Below are 17,564 nucleotides of genomic sequence, written 5' to 3'. Positions count from 1 at the left end.
CTAGCAGATAAATTATTTTTTGCTTTCTGGGATGTGAAAACGTTTGTTAAAACGTTCAACACGACCGCCGGTATCAATAAAACGTTGTTTACCAGTATAAAATGGATGACAAACACTACATACGTCTAGGTTTAAATCATAGCTTAAGGTAGATTTGGTTTTTATAACATTACCGCAAGAACAAGTTGCAGTAATGTCTCTGTATTTTGGGTGAATATTTTTTTGCATGTAAAACCTCATATTAATATGGATGGATTGATAAAAATTTTATTTAAACTCAATACCGAATATTTAGCATTTTACTGCTGCAATGATATCGATGATATCAAAGACAGAGCATGGAGAAAACGTTAATGATTTATAATATCTAATTCATATATAAAAGATAACACAGTGTATATACAATGAGTATTTTCTACTAGGATGAATACATGATTGTTATCAACGTTGCCTTACTATTACCTATAGCTCAAACTTTTGATTACCTTTTATCTACGAACGTTACACCAGAGGTTGGAAGTAGAGTAATAGTTCCTTTTGGTAAACGTCAGATCATTGGTATTATTACGGCAATACGTGAGTATAGTAACGTAGCCACAAACAAGTTAAAGTCTATTATCAAGGTACTAGATAGTAGATCGTTATTCTCAGATAGCCTCTGGCGTATTTTAAATTGGGCTATTATTTATTACCATTATCCTGCTGGAGAAGTGTTATTCCAAGCTTTACCGATTTTACTTCGTCAGAGTAAACCATATGAAACAGCACCACTATTACAATTGGTTACAACTAAAAAGGGATATAGTAATCATTTACCAGACAATTTTAAAAGTTTCCCAAATCTGGTTAGTGAGCTGTTACTTGAACATCGGGTAATGCTCACGACACAAAATAAAGGATTATCTGATCCACATCAACAGTCAATAGTTGCTTGCAATTGGCAATTAGGGTTCAGTGTTAATAGTAAACGACCACAGCTAAATACCGAACAGAATACTGCTGTTTTTGCTATTAGTAGTGAATACTATCGATTTATCGTTTGGCTTTTAGCCGGTGTTACCGGCTCTGGTAAAACAGAAGTTTATTTGACAGTGTTAGAAACTATTTTAGCTAAAGGACAACAGGCATTAGTGTTGGTGCCAGAAATTAGTTTAACGCCACAAACTATTTTACGTTTTCGCGATCGTTTTAATGTACCAGTAGAAGTTTTGCATTCTAGGTTGAATAATAGTGAACGATTTGCAGTTTGGTTAAAAGCTCGCCGTGGTGAATGCGCTGTCGTCATCGGTACTCGTTCCGCGTTGTTTACCCAGTTTGCAAAGCTTGGTATTATAATAATAGATGAGGAGCACGATAGATCTTATAAGCAGCACGAAGGCTGGCGTTATCATGCACGCGATTTGGCTGTTGTGCGTGCAAGAGAAGAAAATATACCAATAGTGCTAGGTACTGCTACACCCTCTCTAGAAACAATTTATAATGTACAGCAAAAAAAATATCGACAGCTAACTTTAAGCATGCAAGCTAGCAGTGCTCGTCCAGCTATTCAGTACTTACTAGATATGAAAGGACTACCGATAACCCATGGTATCTCAATGCCATTGCTGGATAAAATGCGTGAGCATCTACAGGCAGGTAATCAGGTTATGCTTTTTCTTAACCGACGTGGCTTCGCGCCAGTACTGCTTTGTCATGAGTGTGGTTGGATCTCTGAATGCCAACTTTGTGATCATTCTTACACATTGCATCAACATCAGCGCCAATTACGCTGCCGTCATTGTAATCTTTATCGCCCACTACCTTATCAATGCTTACAGTGCGGTTCGACCCATTTAATTGCAGTTGGATTAGGTACTGAACAGTTAGAAACAGTATTAACGTCTATGTTTCCAGACGTACCAGTAACACGTATTGATCGTGATACTACCGTACGTAAAGGTTCACTTGAGAATTATTTATCTAAGATATATAAAGGTGGCGTACGTATTTTAATTGGTACTCAGATGTTGGCAAAAGGACATCATTTCCCAGATGTTACGTTAGTGTCATTGCTGAACGCTGATAATGCATTGTTCTCTGGAAATTTTCGTGCTGCTGAATATTTTGCTCAACTTTATACTCAGGTTTCTGGGCGTGCGGGCCGAGCTGGCAAGCAAGGAGAGGTTTTATTACAAACCTATTATCCTAAACATCCATTATTGCAAACTTTACTTCATCAAGGCTATATGGCTTTCGCTAAGAAAACTTTAGAGGAACGTCGTCAGGCAAATCTTCCTCCTTTTACTAGTTATGTACTTTTTCGCGCAGATGATCATGATAACCTTAAGGCAAGTATATTTCTTAATCAATTACGTCAATTATTTGATAATCGTTCACTTTGTGATCGATCTTTGTATCTTATGGGACCAAATCCAGCATTATTACCTAAATATGGTGGACGTTTTCACTGGCAGCTACTATTATCACACCATTCACGTACGCAACTACAACATTTAATCGATGTCAATTTACCATTGGTAAACACTTTATCTTATGCACGTAAGGTAAAATGGTCGTTAGACGTTGATCCTATCGATATCTAATAATATAACTTCTATACACAAGAAGTATTACTTTCATTAATGTAATTAATTACATACTATTTAATGTTTAAAATTATGCTGAATATATCTAATTAATTAGAAACTATACAATATAATTAAAATTATAGTTTAGTTTTATAAACAAGTAAAATCAGGTAAAATTTATATGAAACGTACTTTTCAACCTTCTATATTAAAACGTAACCGTACCCACGGTTTTCGTGCTCGTATGTCAACTAATAATGGTCGTCAAGTTTTGGCTCGTCGTCGTGTAAAAGGTCGCATACGTCTAACTGTATCTACTAAAATAACCTAAAGTGAATATTACAAATTCTGTGGTTCAATTTACATTCTCCCGAGAATCAAGATTATTAAATGCTGATAATTTTGCTTTTGTCTTTCAGCAATCTAAACGTAGTGGCACAAAGTATTTCAATATTTTAAGTCGTATGAATACGCTAGGTCGTCCTCGTCTTGGTTTGACGGTTGCAAAAAAAATTGTTAAACAAGCTCATGAACGAAATAGAATTAAACGCTTAATACGTGAAAGTTTTCGTTTAAATAAACACATTATGCTTTCTATGGATTTTATTGTTATAATTAAAAAAAATGTTGTCGATCTGGATAACTATGCACTAAATAAGATGTTAGAAAAATTCTGGTACTATAATTAGCCTTCTTGTTTAGTTTTTTTGATTAGTTTGATATCAGTTTATCCATGCGTCGTCAATTGGTACTACTTTGGTACTACTTATTGGTTTTTTTCTATTTGTTTAAAGTACGGTATTGAGCGTTTATTGAGTTCGTTAAAGGTAATTTTAACAGTTAAAAGATTATGAAAATGTCACCATTTAATTTAAGCAAATGTAGTGAATATCTCATTTTGTTAAAACTATTTAACTATAGAAAACATTCATAATGACTTTACAACGTAATTTACTTTTAATTACTATAATGTGCATATTATGTATTATATGTCAGTATGTTAATATGGATTTTTCTGTTTACCAGTTGTCTAATCCTCAAAATAGGCAACAGTTGGCTACTATATTAACAGATAGTTTAGGTAAGATTATTACTGTTAAAACTGATGTGTTATCTTTACAAATAAATACTTATGGTGGTGATATCGAGCAAGCTTTGCTATTACCCTATTCTAATGAATTAGATTCACCAAAACCTGTCCATTTATTAGATTCTTCTAAAGAATTTGTTTATCATGCACAAAGTGGCCTAATCGGTGAAAATGGACTGGATAACCTCGTAAATGGTAATCGTCCACTGTATACTTCTAAACAAGATATTTATGTTCTAGAAAATAACCAGCATGAATTATTAGTACCATTAACATATACTGCTAATAATATAATATATACTAAAACCTTTATTTTAAAACGTAGTGATTTTGCTTTAACTGTTAATTATTACATCAATAATACTAGCACTAAACCACTTAATTTTATGTTATTTGGTCAACTAAAACAATCGATGAATTTACCAGATACATTTCTTAGCAATAATTTATCATCGTCGCATATGTTCCGTCGCATTGCTTATTCTACTACCTACAAAAAATATAAAAAATATAATTTTAAAGAACTTAATAAATGTAATCTATTCTTGAATACTAATATTGGTTGGATTGCAATGTTACAAAAATATTTTTCTGTTGTCTGGGTGCCATTTACTTCAGGTACTAAAAATTTTTATGCTTCAAATTATGATAATAGACATGTTGTGGTTGGTTTTAAGTCCTCTCCTGTTACTATTGCGGCAGGTAATCAAAGTGAGTTGCAGGCTTCTTTATGGCTTGGTCCTGAGATAAAGAATAGAATGGTAAATATTGCTAAAAATCTTGATCTAGTAGTGGATTATGGCTTACTGCGATTTATTTCCCAATCAATGTTATATTTTATGAAATATATTCATCATTATATTAGTAACTGGGGATTTTCTATTATTATCATTACCTTTATTATCCGTATTATTATGTATCCGATAACAAAGTCACAGTATACTTCAATAGCTAAAATACGTATTTTGCAACCAAAAATATCAGCAATACGTGAACGTTTTTTAAATGATAAGCAGCGTCAGAACCAGGAAATAATCGCTTTATACAATAAGGAAAATATTAATCCACTTAGTAGTTTACTGCCGATGTTAATTCAAATGCCAATATTTCTCGCACTATATCATGTTCTTTCTAACTCTATTGAATTACGCCATGCATCTTTTATGCTGTGGATACATGATCTTTCTTCTCAAGATCCTTATTACGTATTACCCATAATTATGGGTATTACTATCTTATTAATTCAGAATATATCACATACTAACAACGTCACTAAATCATCTAGGCAGCAAAAAATTATGACATTTATGCCTTTAATTTTTACTGTATTTTTTTTATGGCTTCCATCTGGTTTGATATTATATTATATCGTTAATAACTTAGTAACAATAATTCAACAGCAGTTAATCTATCGTGGACTTAAAAAGTGTGGTTTCTATAAAACTATGGTAAAAAAGTAAAATAATAGCTTTATACATAAACAAACTAGCATTATGTTATTATAATCTTAATGAATATATTAATTAGCTTTGAATCACACCACATTCTTTGTTAAGTAAATGGAGCTTTTAATTGAAAAATAATGATACTATTGCTGCTATTGCTACTCCTCGCGGTCACGGCGGCATAGGCATTATTCGTATCTCTGGTCCACTTGTTACTAAAGTTGCATACGTAATATTAGGTAAAATACCGAAAAAACGACAAGCAGAATATCTACCTTTTCGCAACAAAGATGGCTTGATTTTAGATCAAGGTATTGCTTTATTTTTCTCTTCTCCTGATTCCTTTACAGGAGAAGATATATTAGAACTACAAGGTCATGGTGGTCCAGTTATCTTAGATTTATTGTTACAACAGATAATATCACTATCAGGTTTGCGCATTGCCCGCCCAGGAGAGTTTTTAGAGCGAGCTTTTCTTAATAATAAATTGGATCTTATTCAAGCAGAAGCTATAGCTGATTTAATAGACGCTAGTTCTATTCAGGCTGCTCGTGCTGCAATCAATTCTTTGCAAGGGATTTTTTCCGAACGAATTAATGAATTAGTAGAATTATTAACTAATCTACGCGTTGATATCGAATCAACTATTGATTTTTCTGAGGAAAAAATTGATCTTTTTTCGAAAATTAAAATTGAATCTAGGATAAATAACCTAATTACTAGAATTGATAGTATACAAAATAACGCTAATTATGGTTGTTTATTACGCGAAGGCATGAAAGTAGTGATTGCTGGTAAGCCTAATGCCGGTAAATCAAGCTTACTAAATGCTCTTGTTGGTAATGATGTAGCTATTGTTACTCCAATTGCTGGTACCACACGTGATGTATTGCGTGAACATATTTATTTTTTAGATGGCATGCCACTTCATATTACTGATACTGCAGGTTTAGGTCATTCTTTTGACGAAGTAGAAAAAATCGGTATTGAGCGTGCCAGGTTTGAAATAGAAAAAGCTGATCATGTGTTATTAATAATTGATAGTACTACTACACCTACACCAATTATTGACCAATATATATATTGGTCAATAATTGATTGTTTGCCAACTAATATTCCAATTACAATAATACGAAATAAAGCAGATATTACTGGCGAAAAAATTTGTATTAGCGAAATTAAAGGTTATCCGATAATTACCATATCTGCTAAGATAAATTTAGGTGTAGATTTTTTGCTTACCTATTTACATAAAATAATAGGCTTTACTAGTAGTACAGAGGGAATTTTTTTAGCTCGACGACGTCATTTGGATGCACTAGAAACTGCTGCTAAATATTTAGGTCAATGTAAGTTAAAATTAACTAACTATTATGCAAATGAAATTGAACTATTAGCGGAAGATTTACGTCTAGCGCAACAGGCACTTAGTGAAATTACTGGTGAATTTAGTTCTGATAATTTAATTAAAAAAATTTTTTCTACTTTTTGCATTGGTAAGTAAAATTTTCTTTATTTTAGATACCATCTATATTTTATTTTCAAATTTTATTGCATATTTTCATTTTTTTGAATATCATTCAGTGCTATTATTTTTAATTTAGTAAAATAATTAGTTAGATTATAATATCATTTATTTTTTGTATTTTTTTTGCAATCATTAACAATACTTATTTTCAATTTAAATAAATTTGGAGGCATAGCTCATTACAAGAGCAACAAATAATATCTTATAAATCCGGTCAGATCTGGAAGGAAGCAGCCGTAGTAAGTAATTTTGGTGCAATAATGACTGTGCTTCCATCTATTTAATTTATAGATTTTATATTGTTATTTTACTGCATTTTGTAATTCAGTTTAGTTAAATTAATTTAAAATTATTGCTTAATTGCTTAAAATAGTAATAATACTTTTATATATTTTTTGAATTTGCTAAAACTATTATTATTTTTAATAAATTTTAATAGAGTAGATTTTAAATTAAACAGATAATAATTTTGTACGTTAAATACTAAATATATATTGCTTTTTACAAAAAGCTATTTTACTATTCAATAGTATTATGCTCTTTAAAAAATTTGTCAGACAATCTGTGTAGGCACTCACAGAACTATATTAATACAAGGTAGTTCTGTTAAAGCGAAAATTTCTATTTTAGTTTTCGTTATTTAAGTAGACAATTTTTAATTGAAGAGTTTGATCATGGCTCAGATTGAACGCTGGCGGCAGGCCTAACACATGCAAGTTGAGCGGCAACGGAAAAAAGTTTACTTTTTTGCCGGCGAGCAGCGAACGGGTGAGTAAAGTCTGGGGATCTGCCTGATGGAGGGGGATAACTGCTGGAAACGGTAGCTAATACCGCATAATGTCGTAAGACCAAAGTGGGGGACCTTTTGGCCTCACACCTTCAGATGAACCCAGATGGGATTAGCTAGTAGGTGAGGTAATAGCTTACCTAGGCGACGATCCCTAGCTGGTCTGAGAGGATGACCAGCCACACTGGAACTGAGACACGGTCCAGACTCCTACGGGAGGCAGCAGTGGGGAATATTGCACAATGGGGGAAACCCTGATGCAGCCATGCCGCGTGTGTGAAGAAGGCCTTCGGGTTGTAAAGCACTTTCAGTAGGGAGGAAGGCAATATCCTTAATACGGTTATTGATTGACGTTACCTACAGAAGAAGCACCGGCTAACTCCGTGCCAGCAGCCGCGGTAATACGGAGGGTGCAAGCGTTAATCGGAATTACTGGGCGTAAAGAGTACGTAGGCGGTTTATTAAGTCAGATGTGAAATCCCTGGGCTTAACCTAGGAACTGCATTTGAAACTGATAGGCTAGAGTCTCGTAGAGGGGGGTAGAATTCCAGGTGTAGCGGTGAAATGTGTAGATATCTGGAGGAATACCAGTGGCGAAGGCGGCCCCCTGGACGAATACTGACGCTCAGGTACGAAAGCGTGGGGAGCAAACAGGATTAGATACCCTGGTAGTCCACGCCGTAAACTATGTCGATTTGAAAGCTGTGGTCTTGAACTGTGGCTTTCGTAGTTAACGCGTTAAATCGACCGCCTGGGGAGTACGGCCGCAAGGTTAAAACTCAAATGAATTGACGGGGGCCCGCACAAGCGGTGGAGCATGTGGTTTAATTCGATGCAACGCGAAGAACCTTACCTACTCTTGACATCCAGAGAACTTAGCAGAGATGTTTTGGTACCTTCGGGAACTCTGAGACAGGTGCTGCATGGCTGTCGTCAGCTCGTGTTGTGAAATGTTGGGTTAAGTCCCGCAACGAGCGCAACCCTTATCCTTTTTTGCCAGCGATTCGGTCGGGAACTCAAAGGAGACTGCCGGTGATAAACCGGAGGAAGGTGGGGATGACGTCAAGTCATCATGGCCCTTACGAGTAGGGCTACACACGTGCTACAATGGCGCATACAAAGAGAAGCAAGCTCGCGAGAGTTAGCGGACCTCATAAAGTGCGTCGTAGTCCGGATTGGAGTCTGCAACTCGACTCCATGAAGTAGGAATCGCTAGTAATCGTGGATCAGAATGCCACGGTGAATACGTTCCCGGGCCTTGTACACACCGCCCGTCACACCATGGAAGTGGGTTGCAAAAGAAGTAGGTAGCCTAACCTTTTAGGAGGGCGCTTACCACTTTGTGATTCATGACTGGGGTGAAGTCGTAACAAGGTAACCGTAGGGGAACCTGCGGTTGGATCACCTCCTTACCAAAAAGATATGTTGTGTGATGTGTCTACACAGATTGTCTGATAATTATTACTAGTAACAAATTACTAGGCCTGTAGCTCAGTTGGTTAGAGCGTACCCCTGATAAGGGTAAGGTAGGTGGTTCAATTCCACTCAGGCCTAATATAGCTAGTTAGGTAATTATTATTTAGGCTTTGGGGCTATAGCTCAGTTGGTAGAGCACCTGTTTTGCAAGCAGGAAGTCAGCGGTTCGATCCCGCTTAGCTCCACAACTCTAGGGGACGCTACTTAAGGCACTAATAAATGGGCTGTTATCAACAGCTACTAGTTTAGCTTAGCATTAGCATAAAAATGTAATATTTTGTAAGTATTTTGTTCTTTAACAATCTGGAATAAACTAGACATGAGGTAAAAACTTAGTATGCGTATGCTATGCGCATATTTATTTATCAATGTCGATCCAAGTCGATCCAATAACCAAGAACCAAGTTCTCAAACCTGAAAAAAAGACAAACAGCTCAGGGTTGTGAGGTTAAGTAATTAAGCGTACACGGTGGATGCCTAGGCAGTCAGAGGCGATGAAGGACGTGCTAATCTGCGAAAAGTGCCGGTGAGCTGATATGAAGCTTTTAAAGCCGGCAATGTCCGAATGGGGAAACCCGATGCAATGAGTTGCATCATCGTTAGGTGAATCCATAGCTTAACGAAGCGAACCAGGGGAAGTGAAACATCTCAGTATCCTGAGGAAAAGAAATCAACCGAGATTCTCCTAGTAGTGGCGAGCGAAAGGGGAATAGCCCAGAGCCATCATCAGCTGGTGCATCAGGAGAACGGTCTGGAAAGTCCGGTAACATAGGGTGATAGCCCCGTATCCGAAGATGCATTGGTTGTGAGCTCGATGAGTAGGGCGGGACACGTGATATCCTGTCTGAAGATGGGGGGACCATCCTCCAAGGCTAAATACTACTGACTGACCGATAGTGAACCAGTACCGTAAGGGAAAGATGAAAAGAACCCCGGCAAGGGGAGTGAAATAGAACCTGAATCCGTGTACGTACAAGCAGTGGAAGCATCTTTTATTATGGTGTGACTGCGTACCTTTTGTATAATGGGTCAGCGACTTATATTCTGTAGCAAGGTTAACTGTATAGGGGAGCCGTAGGGAAACCGAGTCTTAACTGGGCGTTTAGTTGCAGGATATAGACCCGAAACCCGGTGATCTAGCCATGGGCAGGTTGAAGGTTAGGTAACACTAACTGGAGGACCGAACCGACTAATGTTGAAAAATTAGCGGATGACTTGTGGCTAGGGGTGAAAGGCCAATCAAACCGGGAGATAGCTGGTTCTCCCCGAAAGCTATTTAGGTAGCGCCTCATGAAGTCATCTACGGGGGTAGAGCACTGTTTCGGCTAGGGATCCATCCTGGATTACCAACCCGATGCAAACTGCGAATACCGTAGAATGTTATCATGGGAGACACACGGCGGGTGCTAACGTCCGTCGTGAAGAGGGAAACAACCCAGACCGCCAGCTAAGGTCCCAAAGTCATGGTTAAGTGGGAAACGATGTGGGAAGGCTCAGACAGCCAGGATGTTGGCTTAGAAGCAGCCATCATTTAAAGAAAGCGTAATAGCTCACTGGTCGAGTTAGCCTGCGCGGAAGATGTAACGGGGCTAAACCATGCACCGAAGCTGCGGCAGCGAACGAAGGATAGTTCGTTGGGTAGGGGAGCGTTCTGTAAGCCTGCGAAGGTAACCTGTGATGGTTGCTGGAGGTATCAGAAGTGCGAATGCTGACATAAGTAACGATAAAGCGGGTGAAAAGCCCGCTCGCCGGAAGACCAAGGGTTCCTGTTCAACGTTAATCGGAGCAGGGTTAGTCGACCCCTAAGGCAAGGCCGAAAAGCGTAGCCGATGGGAAACAGGTTAATATTCCTGTACTTGGCGTGATTGCGAAGGGGAGACGAAGAAAGCTAGGTTCGCCAGGTGACGGTTGTCCTGGTTTAAGCGTGCAGGTGGAAGGAGCAGGAAAATCCACTCTTTCGTAACACTGAGGCGTTATGACGAACCACTGCGGTGGTGAAGGAATTAATGCTACGCTTCCGGGAAAATCCTCTAAGCTATCGGTCCCGTTAAATCGTACCCAAAACCGACACAGGTGGTTAGGTAGAGAATACCCAGGCGCTTGAGAGAACTCGGGTGAAGGAACTAGGCAAAATGGTGCCGTAACTTCGGAAGAAGGCACGCTGGCATGTAGGTGGCGAGCCTTGCGCTCTGAGCTGAAGCCAGTCGCAGATACCAGCTGGCTGCAACTGTTTATTAAAAACACAGCACTGTGCAAACACGCAAGTGGACGTATACGGTGTGACGCCTGCCCGGTGCCGGAAGGTTAATTGATAGGGTTATCCGTAGTCAGGAAAAGCTCTTGATTGAAGCCCCGGTAAACGGCGGCCGTAACTATAACGGTCCTAAGGTAGCGAAATTCCTTGTCGGGTAAGTTCCGACCTGCACGAATGGCGTAATGATGGCCAGACTGTCTCCACCCGAGACTCAGTGAAATTGAAATCGCCGTGAAGATGCGGTGTACCCGCGGCAAGACGGAAAGACCCCGTGAACCTTTACTATAGCTTGACACTGAACATTGATCCTTAATGTATAGGATAGGTGGGAGGCTGTGAAATGTGGGCGCCAGTTCACATGAAGCCAACCTTGAAATACCACCCTTTAATGTTTAATGTTCTAACTCAGACCCGTGATCCGGGTTAAGGACAGTGTCTGGTGGGTAGTTTGACTGGGGCGGTCTCCTCCCAAAATGTAACGGAGGAGCACAAAGGTTAGCTAATCACGGTCGGAAATCGTGAGGTTAGTGCAAAGACATAAGCTAGCTTGACTGCGAGAGTGACGGCTCGAGCAGGTGCGAAAGCAGGTCTTAGTGATCCGGTGGTTCCGCATGGAAGGGCCATCGCTCAACGGATAAAAGGTACTCCGGGGATAACAGGCTAATACCGCCCAAGAGTTCATATCGACGGCGGTGTTTGGCACCTCGATGTCGGCTCATCACATCCTGGGGCTGCAGTAGGTCCCAAGGGTATGGCTGTTCGCCATTTAAAGTGGTACGTGAGCTGGGTTTAGAACGTCGTGAGACAGTTCGGTCCCTATCTGCCGTGGGCGCTGGAAGATTGAGAGGGGCTGCTCCTAGTACGAGAGGACCGGAGTAGACGTACCACTGGTATTCGGGTTGTCATGCCAATGGCACTGCCCGGTAGCTATGTACGGAAGAGATAACCGCTGAAAGCATCTAAGCGGGAAACTTGCCTCGAGATGAGTCTTCCCTGAGGCTTTTAGCCTCCTAAAGGGACGTTAAAGACGATGACGTTAATAGGTTGGGTGTGTAAGCGCTGTGAAGCGTTGAGCTAACCAATACTAATGACCCGTGAGACTTAACCTTACAACACCTAAGCTGTTTGAGAGCGCAATTGACAACTTGGAGAAGTATGTTCTGGATTATTCATGATGCTGATTGTAGCAAAAGCAAAAGAATTTGCCTGGCGGCATTAGCGCGGTGGTACCACCTGACCCCATGCCGAACTCAGAAGTGAAACGCCGTAGTGCCGATGGTAGTGTGGGGTTTCCCCATGCGAGAGTAGGGAACTGCCAGGCAACTAAGATAGATAATTTAGTTTAGTGGTGCGGTAGTTCAGTTGGTTAGAATACCGGCCTGTCACGTCGGGGGTCGCGGGTTCAAATCCCGTCCGCACCGCCATGCTTTGAATCTAAATTATAGATCTATAGTTATTATAGTTCTCTATTGTTCAAAAATTACCATGGCGTAGACGTAATACCGCTCATCAGCTAATGTTACATGCATTCTGGTAATTTTTAACCTGCTAGCTAATTCAGCAGCTTGAGCAATCAATTGCAATGAAGGTTTTCCCATGGCATCGTTGCAGACCTCAACCTGTGAAAAAGTAAGCCCGTTACGAATACCGGTGCCAAAGGCCTTCGACACTGCTTCTTTTACAGCAAAACGTTTAGCAAGAAATCGTACCGGCTTATTATGCTGTTGATATTGCAGTAATTCATTTTGACTGAGTATCCGACGTGCTATTTTAGCACCTGTGCGGGAAACTACCGCCTCCATTCGCTCCAGCTCGACGATATCGGTACCAATACCAACAATCGCCATCAGCAGCATGCTTCATGTATAAGGCGTTTCATATCTTTTACTGCTTCTTCTAAGCCGCTAAGCACAGCACGACTAATAATGGCATGACCAATATTTAACTCATGCATAAAGGATTAATTAATATAGCCTAGTTTGTGTAGAGCATATGCATCATCGGCCCAGCCAGCTTTTACTTTTACCCATAACTGCAGATGAACTATTACCTCGAACATTGTTTCCATTTCTTTCCTCGCCTTGATACCGATCATTTTAATTTTATTTCCTTTATGACCAATAACTATTTTCTTCTGGCTATCACGCTCTACCACAATAAAAGCATGAATATCATAATAACCACGATTATGTTTGTTGAAACTTTGTATTTCTATTGCTACAGAATATGGTAGTTCATCGCCCAAAAAACGCATTATTTTTTCGCGAATAATTTCAGATGCTATGAAGCGTTGTGAGCGATCAGTAATATGATCTTCTAGAAAATTATGCTCATTTGCTGGTAGTACTTCATGTACGCTATTAGCTAGATAATTGACATTCATACCGTTTTCTGCGCAAATAGGTATAATTTCATGGAAGGTCATCTGATGATTAAGAAACTTGATATGGGGTAATAATTTTTTCTTGCAATATATTTTATCAATTTTATTGATAACCAGTATAACTCGGCTGTTAACATTACGTAGTCTATTTACAACTATTTTATCATCTCTTGTCCAGTTAGTACCTTCAACAACAAACAGTATCACTGCAACATCGTGGAGGGAATTGATGGCAACACGATTCATTACTCTATTTATCAAACGATTTTCTTTAATCTGCATTAGTCCTGGAGTATCTATATAAATAGCCTGGTAAGGCCACTTAGTTTGTATTCCTCTAATGGGGTGACGGGTAGTTTGCGGTTTACAAGAGGTAATAGATACTTTCTGCCCTAACAATTGATTAATTAACGTTGATTTACCTACATTCGGCCGGCCTACAATCGCTACAAAACCACAATAAGTAGTTATCTTTTCGATCATGTAAGCTCCAATTCCAATAGTTTAAGTGCTTGTGCTGCTGCATCTTGCTCGGCTTTTCTCCGGTTAGAACCACTGCCTACTGCTGGTTGCATCAGCTCGCTTACTTGGCACTGTATAGTAAATTCCTGATCGTGTGACTCTCCACATACTTGGACCAATAAATAGTTTGGCAGTGGCAAATGGCGTCTTTGAAGATATTCCTGTAACTTGGTTTTTGGATCTTTTTGCTGCTCGCGGGGATTAATTTTAGCTAAACGTGTGCGGTACCATTTCAGGATTAGATGGTCGACCGTTTGAATATTGCTGTCCAAAAATATGCTACCAATTAACGCTTCTAATGCATCGGCTAAAATGGATTCACGGTTAATACCTCCGCTTTTTAGCTCTCCATGGCCTAGAATCAAACATCTACTGAGTTCTAACTCCCGTGCCATTTCTGCAAGTGTATTGCCGCGTACTAACGTAGCACGTATACGACTCATGTCACCTTCATCAACAAGCGGGAACATCTCATAAAGCGACTTAGCAATGACATAACTCAATATAGAATCGCCTAAAAATTCCAGTCGTTCATTATGTTTGCTGCTGGCGCTGCGGTGCGTTAACGCCTGTAGCAAAAGATCGTAATTATTAAAATTATAGCCCAGTTTCTGCTGAAACCTATTTATTAAATAGACATTATTCATGCGTTACCAACAAGATAAATCATGCGTAAAAACTTTAATTTACACCACATTAAGGATATTACAGAGATAACAAATATGCGCAAAGCATTAACTAATACTGCTTCCAATACGGCTTAAGCGCAATCCGGTGGGCCACTTCTTGCCTTCATGTTTATCAAAGCTGATCCAAATCGCTGTTGCTTTGCCAACAATATTTTTTTCCGGTACGAATCCCCAATATCGGCTATCGTAACTATTATCACGGTTATCGCCCATCATAAAATATTCTCCCTTTGGCACGACCCACTCTGCCAGGGAACTGCCAGGCTGCTGACAATAAATGCTAATTTGATCTTTTTTCCCAGGTACTGTTAGTAATTGATGCATTTTGCCACCAAATGATTCGTTACGTTGCTCCAGTCGAATACCAATATTCACTTTGCGATCAAGCGTTACCTGCAGGAAACTACTACTTGTTTCACCGTTACCTATTGAGTGAAAGATTTGTACTAAATTACTTGGGGTAAATGCACTATAGGTAATTGGTAATGTCATTGTGCAGTTTTGTCTGCTTGCACAACTAGGCTGCACTGTAATGCTTTTTTTGACAAAATCATAAATAATTCTATCTCCCGGTAGCCCTATAACCCGTTTAATATAATTCCACCTAGGATCAGGCGGGTATTTGAAAACTACAACGTCACCGTGTTTCGGATGGCTGGTTCGAATGATAGTTTTCTGACCTATTGGGTCTTTAATGCCATAAGCAAACTTCTGCACTAGAATACAATCACCAACAAGAAGCGTCGGCATCATGGATCCGGAGGGAATTTGAAAAGGTTCGAAAATAAATGATCTAACCACAAATACTAATAACAGTACCGGGAAAAGGGAAGCGTAGGTTGTTAGCCAGCCATCTTTAACGGCAGCAGTAATAGTAATGTTGTCAGTGCTTTTTTGATAAGCATACTGCGCCAATTGGCGGCGTTTATGCTTTATTATCATTATAAACCATATTATTCCTGTAATCAGGGTCGCTATTGACAGCATTAGGGCAAAGATATTTGCCATGCAATCTCCTAAATTTTATTTACTTTTTTTACCCATGTGTAAAATTGCTAAGAATGCTTCCTGTGGAAGTGCAACGTTCCCTACTTGTTTCATGCGCTTTTTGCCCTTTTTCTGCTTTTGCAGTAGCTTTTTCTTGCGACTAACATCACCGCCATAGCACTTTGCCAGCACGTTCTTACGCAACTGCTTAATGGTAGAACGGGCGATAATATTATTACCAATAGCCGCCTGAATAGCGATTTCAAACTGTTGACGCGGAATTAGTTCCTGAAGTTTATCAACTAAATCTCGACCGCGCTGTGGTGCTTGCTCACGATTGGCAATCAATGCTAGAGCATCTACCCGCTCGCCGTTAATCAACACATCTACTCGTACCATGTCAGAATGCTTAAAACTTTTGAAGTTATAATCCAGTGAAGCATAGCCACTAGAGGCTGATTGCAACCGATCAAAAAAATCCAGCACTATTTCTGACATGGGGATCTCATAGGTCAGTGCTACCTGCTTGCCGTGATAAATTATCGTGGTCTGCACCCCGCGCTTTTCAATACATAGTTTTATGACCTTACCCAAATACACCTGCGGCAGCAAAATATGGCATGCAGCAACTGGCTCGCGTAGTTCTGCAATCTTATTCAGTGGTGGTAGCTTTGAGGGGCTATCTACGTATATTGTGTGATCGTCGGTGGTTAATACCTCATAAATTACCGTAGGAGCTGTAGTGATCAGCTCAAGATTATATTCACGTTCTAGCCGTTCCTGTATGATTTCCATATGCAGCAGTCCTAGAAAGCCGCAGCGGAAACCAAAACCCAAAACGGTAGAGTGTTCTGGCTCATAGAATAGCGAAGCATCATTCAAGCTTAGTTTGCCGAGAGCATCGCGAAACTCCTCATAAGAGTCAGATCTAACGGGAAACATACCTGCATACACCTGTGGTTTGACTTTTTTAAAGCCTGGTAGTGCTTCTTTAGCCGGCTGACGCGCAAGCGTCATAGTGTCTCCTACAGGTGCACCGTTAATATCTTTCATGGTACAGACCAGCCAACCTACTTCACCACAATTAAGAAAATTTCTTTCGATCCGTTTCGGCACGAAAATACCCAGCCGATCAGCGTTGTATAGTTGACCAGTACTCATTACCTTAATTTTATCGCCTTTGCAAAGGGTGCCATGTTTGATACACACCAGCGATACCACACCCAAATAATTATCAAACCAGGAGTCGATAATCAGTGCCTGCAGCGGTGCAGCAGGATCCCCCGACGGGGGGGGTATATCTTTTATCAGTCGTTCTAGCAACTCATATACTCCAACACCGGTTTTCGCCGAACAACGTACCGCGTTGGTAGCATCAAGTCCGATGATATCTTCAATTTCTTGCGCAACACGATCTGGTTCAACAGTAGGCAGATCTATTTTATTCAGCACTGTCACTACTTCTAAATCCATTTCCATGGCTTTATAGCAGTTTGCTAACGTCTGGGCCTCTACCCCTTGTCCAGCATCAACTACTAGCAGCGCCCCTTCGCACGCCGCCAGTGAACGGGATACTTCATAGGAAAAGTCCACATGCCCTGGGGTATCGATGAAATTAAGCTGATAAATATTACCGTCAGACGCCTTATAATACAGCGTCACGCTTTGTGCTTTAATAGTAATCCCGCGTTCACGCTCAAGCTCCATAGAATCCAGCATCTGTGCCGCAATTTGATGTTCGCTAACACCGCCGCAAGTCTGTATTAAACGATCTGCTAGCGTCGATTTACCGTGGTTGATATGGGCAATAATGGAAAAATTACGTATATTCTTCAT

General features: G+C 39.7%; 11 protein-coding genes, 3 tRNA genes, 3 rRNA genes, 1 other RNA gene and 1 pseudogene. 12 read left to right on the top strand and 7 right to left on the bottom strand.

Annotation, left to right across the window (positions count from 1 at the left end; translation table 11 throughout):
- Positions 1 to 12 precede the first annotated feature (12 nt).
- Positions 13 to 228 carry a 50S ribosomal protein L31 gene (gene rpmE / locus MEPCIT_RS00085; protein ID WP_013975436.1) on the bottom strand — a complete coding sequence of 72 codons (216 nt, stop codon included), beginning with the start codon at positions 226 to 228 and terminating at the stop codon, positions 13 to 15.
- 203 nt (positions 229 to 431) lie between these two features.
- Here rpmE and priA point away from each other — a divergent pair, with 203 nt between their 5' ends.
- The 12 genes from priA to MEPCIT_RS00030 all read left to right on the top strand — a co-directional run bounded on the left by priA (position 432) and on the right by MEPCIT_RS00030 (position 12,571).
- Complete coding sequence (gene priA, locus MEPCIT_RS00080; RefSeq protein WP_013975435.1) at positions 432 to 2,582, top strand: primosomal protein N'; 2,151 nt, start codon at positions 432 to 434, stop codon at positions 2,580 to 2,582.
- Positions 2,583 to 2,748: 166 nt separating this feature from the next.
- Complete coding sequence (gene rpmH / locus MEPCIT_RS00075; RefSeq protein WP_013975434.1) at positions 2,749 to 2,898, top strand: 50S ribosomal protein L34; 150 nt, start codon at positions 2,749 to 2,751, stop codon at positions 2,896 to 2,898.
- Positions 2,899 to 2,917: 19 nt separating this feature from the next.
- Positions 2,918 to 3,256 (top strand): ribonuclease P protein component, encoded by a 339-nt coding sequence (rnpA, locus tag MEPCIT_RS00070; RefSeq protein ID WP_013975433.1) that lies wholly within the window; start codon positions 2,918 to 2,920, stop codon positions 3,254 to 3,256.
- A gap of 244 nt (positions 3,257 to 3,500) precedes the next feature.
- Positions 3,501 to 5,117: a membrane protein insertase YidC gene (yidC, locus tag MEPCIT_RS00065; RefSeq protein WP_013975432.1), complete on the top strand. Its 1,617-nt coding sequence runs from the start codon at positions 3,501 to 3,503 to the stop codon at positions 5,115 to 5,117.
- 112 nt (positions 5,118 to 5,229) lie between these two features.
- Positions 5,230 to 6,606 (top strand): tRNA uridine-5-carboxymethylaminomethyl(34) synthesis GTPase MnmE, encoded by a 1,377-nt coding sequence (mnmE, locus tag MEPCIT_RS00060; RefSeq protein WP_013975431.1) that lies wholly within the window; start codon positions 5,230 to 5,232, stop codon positions 6,604 to 6,606.
- A 208-nt stretch (positions 6,607 to 6,814) separates the two neighbouring features.
- Positions 6,815 to 6,892: signal recognition particle sRNA small type (gene ffs, locus MEPCIT_RS02385), an RNA gene on the top strand.
- A 394-nt stretch (positions 6,893 to 7,286) separates the two neighbouring features.
- A 16S ribosomal RNA gene (locus MEPCIT_RS00055) occupies positions 7,287 to 8,829 on the top strand.
- A gap of 68 nt (positions 8,830 to 8,897) precedes the next feature.
- A tRNA-Ile gene (locus MEPCIT_RS00050) sits at positions 8,898 to 8,971 on the top strand.
- Positions 8,972 to 9,005: 34 nt separating this feature from the next.
- Positions 9,006 to 9,078 (top strand) — tRNA-Ala (locus tag MEPCIT_RS00045).
- A gap of 261 nt (positions 9,079 to 9,339) precedes the next feature.
- Positions 9,340 to 12,256 (top strand): 23S ribosomal RNA (locus MEPCIT_RS00040).
- Between the two features lie 96 nt (positions 12,257 to 12,352).
- Positions 12,353 to 12,468: ribosomal RNA gene (rrf, locus tag MEPCIT_RS00035) — 5S ribosomal RNA — on the top strand.
- The 16S, 23S and 5S rRNA genes sit together here with 3 tRNA genes alongside, the layout of an rRNA operon.
- A gap of 26 nt (positions 12,469 to 12,494) precedes the next feature.
- A tRNA-Asp gene (locus tag MEPCIT_RS00030) sits at positions 12,495 to 12,571 on the top strand.
- A gap of 42 nt (positions 12,572 to 12,613) precedes the next feature.
- Here the strand turns inward: MEPCIT_RS00030 and acpS are convergent.
- The 6 genes and pseudogenes from acpS to lepA form a co-directional block, all read right to left on the bottom strand.
- A complete protein-coding gene (acpS, locus tag MEPCIT_RS00025; protein WP_013975430.1) occupies positions 12,614 to 12,994 on the bottom strand; it encodes a holo-ACP synthase in 381 nt (126 codons plus the stop codon).
- Positions 12,994 to 13,101, bottom strand: a pseudogene (locus MEPCIT_RS02455) (pyridoxine 5'-phosphate synthase); the annotation flags it as partial. The gene acpS and the pseudogene MEPCIT_RS02455, both read right to left, overlap by 1 nt.
- Before the next feature lie 6 nt (positions 13,102 to 13,107).
- Positions 13,108 to 14,013, bottom strand: a complete 906-nt coding sequence (era, locus tag MEPCIT_RS00020) for a GTPase Era (protein ID WP_013975429.1) — start codon at positions 14,011 to 14,013, stop codon at positions 13,108 to 13,110.
- Positions 14,010 to 14,699 carry a ribonuclease III gene (gene rnc / locus MEPCIT_RS00015; protein WP_013975428.1) on the bottom strand — a complete coding sequence of 230 codons (690 nt, stop codon included), beginning with the start codon at positions 14,697 to 14,699 and terminating at the stop codon, positions 14,010 to 14,012. The genes era and rnc overlap by 4 nt, the downstream gene beginning before the upstream one ends.
- Positions 14,700 to 14,786: 87 nt before the next feature.
- Positions 14,787 to 15,749, bottom strand: coding sequence for a signal peptidase I (gene lepB, locus MEPCIT_RS00010; protein WP_013975427.1), 963 nt, complete (start codon positions 15,747 to 15,749; stop codon positions 14,787 to 14,789).
- A gap of 15 nt (positions 15,750 to 15,764) precedes the next feature.
- Positions 15,765 to 17,564, bottom strand: coding sequence for a translation elongation factor 4 (gene lepA / locus MEPCIT_RS00005; protein WP_013975426.1), 1,800 nt, complete (start codon positions 17,562 to 17,564; stop codon positions 15,765 to 15,767).

This window comes from Candidatus Moranella endobia PCIT (genome assembly GCF_000219175.1).
GTDB classification, from domain to species: domain Bacteria; phylum Pseudomonadota; class Gammaproteobacteria; order Enterobacterales; family Enterobacteriaceae; genus Moranella; species Moranella endobia.
This window is presented reverse-complemented; position numbering and strand designations above follow the sequence as displayed.

Bases quoted from the DNA above. Each gene is read 5' to 3' on its own strand.
- rpmE (WP_013975436.1), bottom strand. From the start codon at position 228: ATGCAAAAAAATATTCACCCAAAATACAGAGACATTACTGCAACTTGT.
- priA (WP_013975435.1), top strand. From the start codon at position 432: ATGATTGTTATCAACGTTGCCTTACTATTACCTATAGCTCAAACTTTT.
- rpmH (WP_013975434.1), top strand. From the start codon at position 2,749: ATGAAACGTACTTTTCAACCTTCTATATTAAAACGTAACCGTACCCAC.
- yidC (WP_013975432.1), top strand. From the start codon at position 3,501: ATGACTTTACAACGTAATTTACTTTTAATTACTATAATGTGCATATTA.
- acpS (WP_013975430.1), bottom strand. From the start codon at position 12,994: ATGGCGATTGTTGGTATTGGTACCGATATCGTCGAGCTGGAGCGAATG.
- era (WP_013975429.1), bottom strand. From the start codon at position 14,013: ATGATCGAAAAGATAACTACTTATTGTGGTTTTGTAGCGATTGTAGGC.
- rnc (WP_013975428.1), bottom strand. From the start codon at position 14,699: ATGAATAATGTCTATTTAATAAATAGGTTTCAGCAGAAACTGGGCTAT.
- lepB (WP_013975427.1), bottom strand. From the start codon at position 15,749: ATGGCAAATATCTTTGCCCTAATGCTGTCAATAGCGACCCTGATTACA.
- lepA (WP_013975426.1), bottom strand. From the start codon at position 17,564: ATGAAGAATATACGTAATTTTTCCATTATTGCCCATATCAACCACGGT.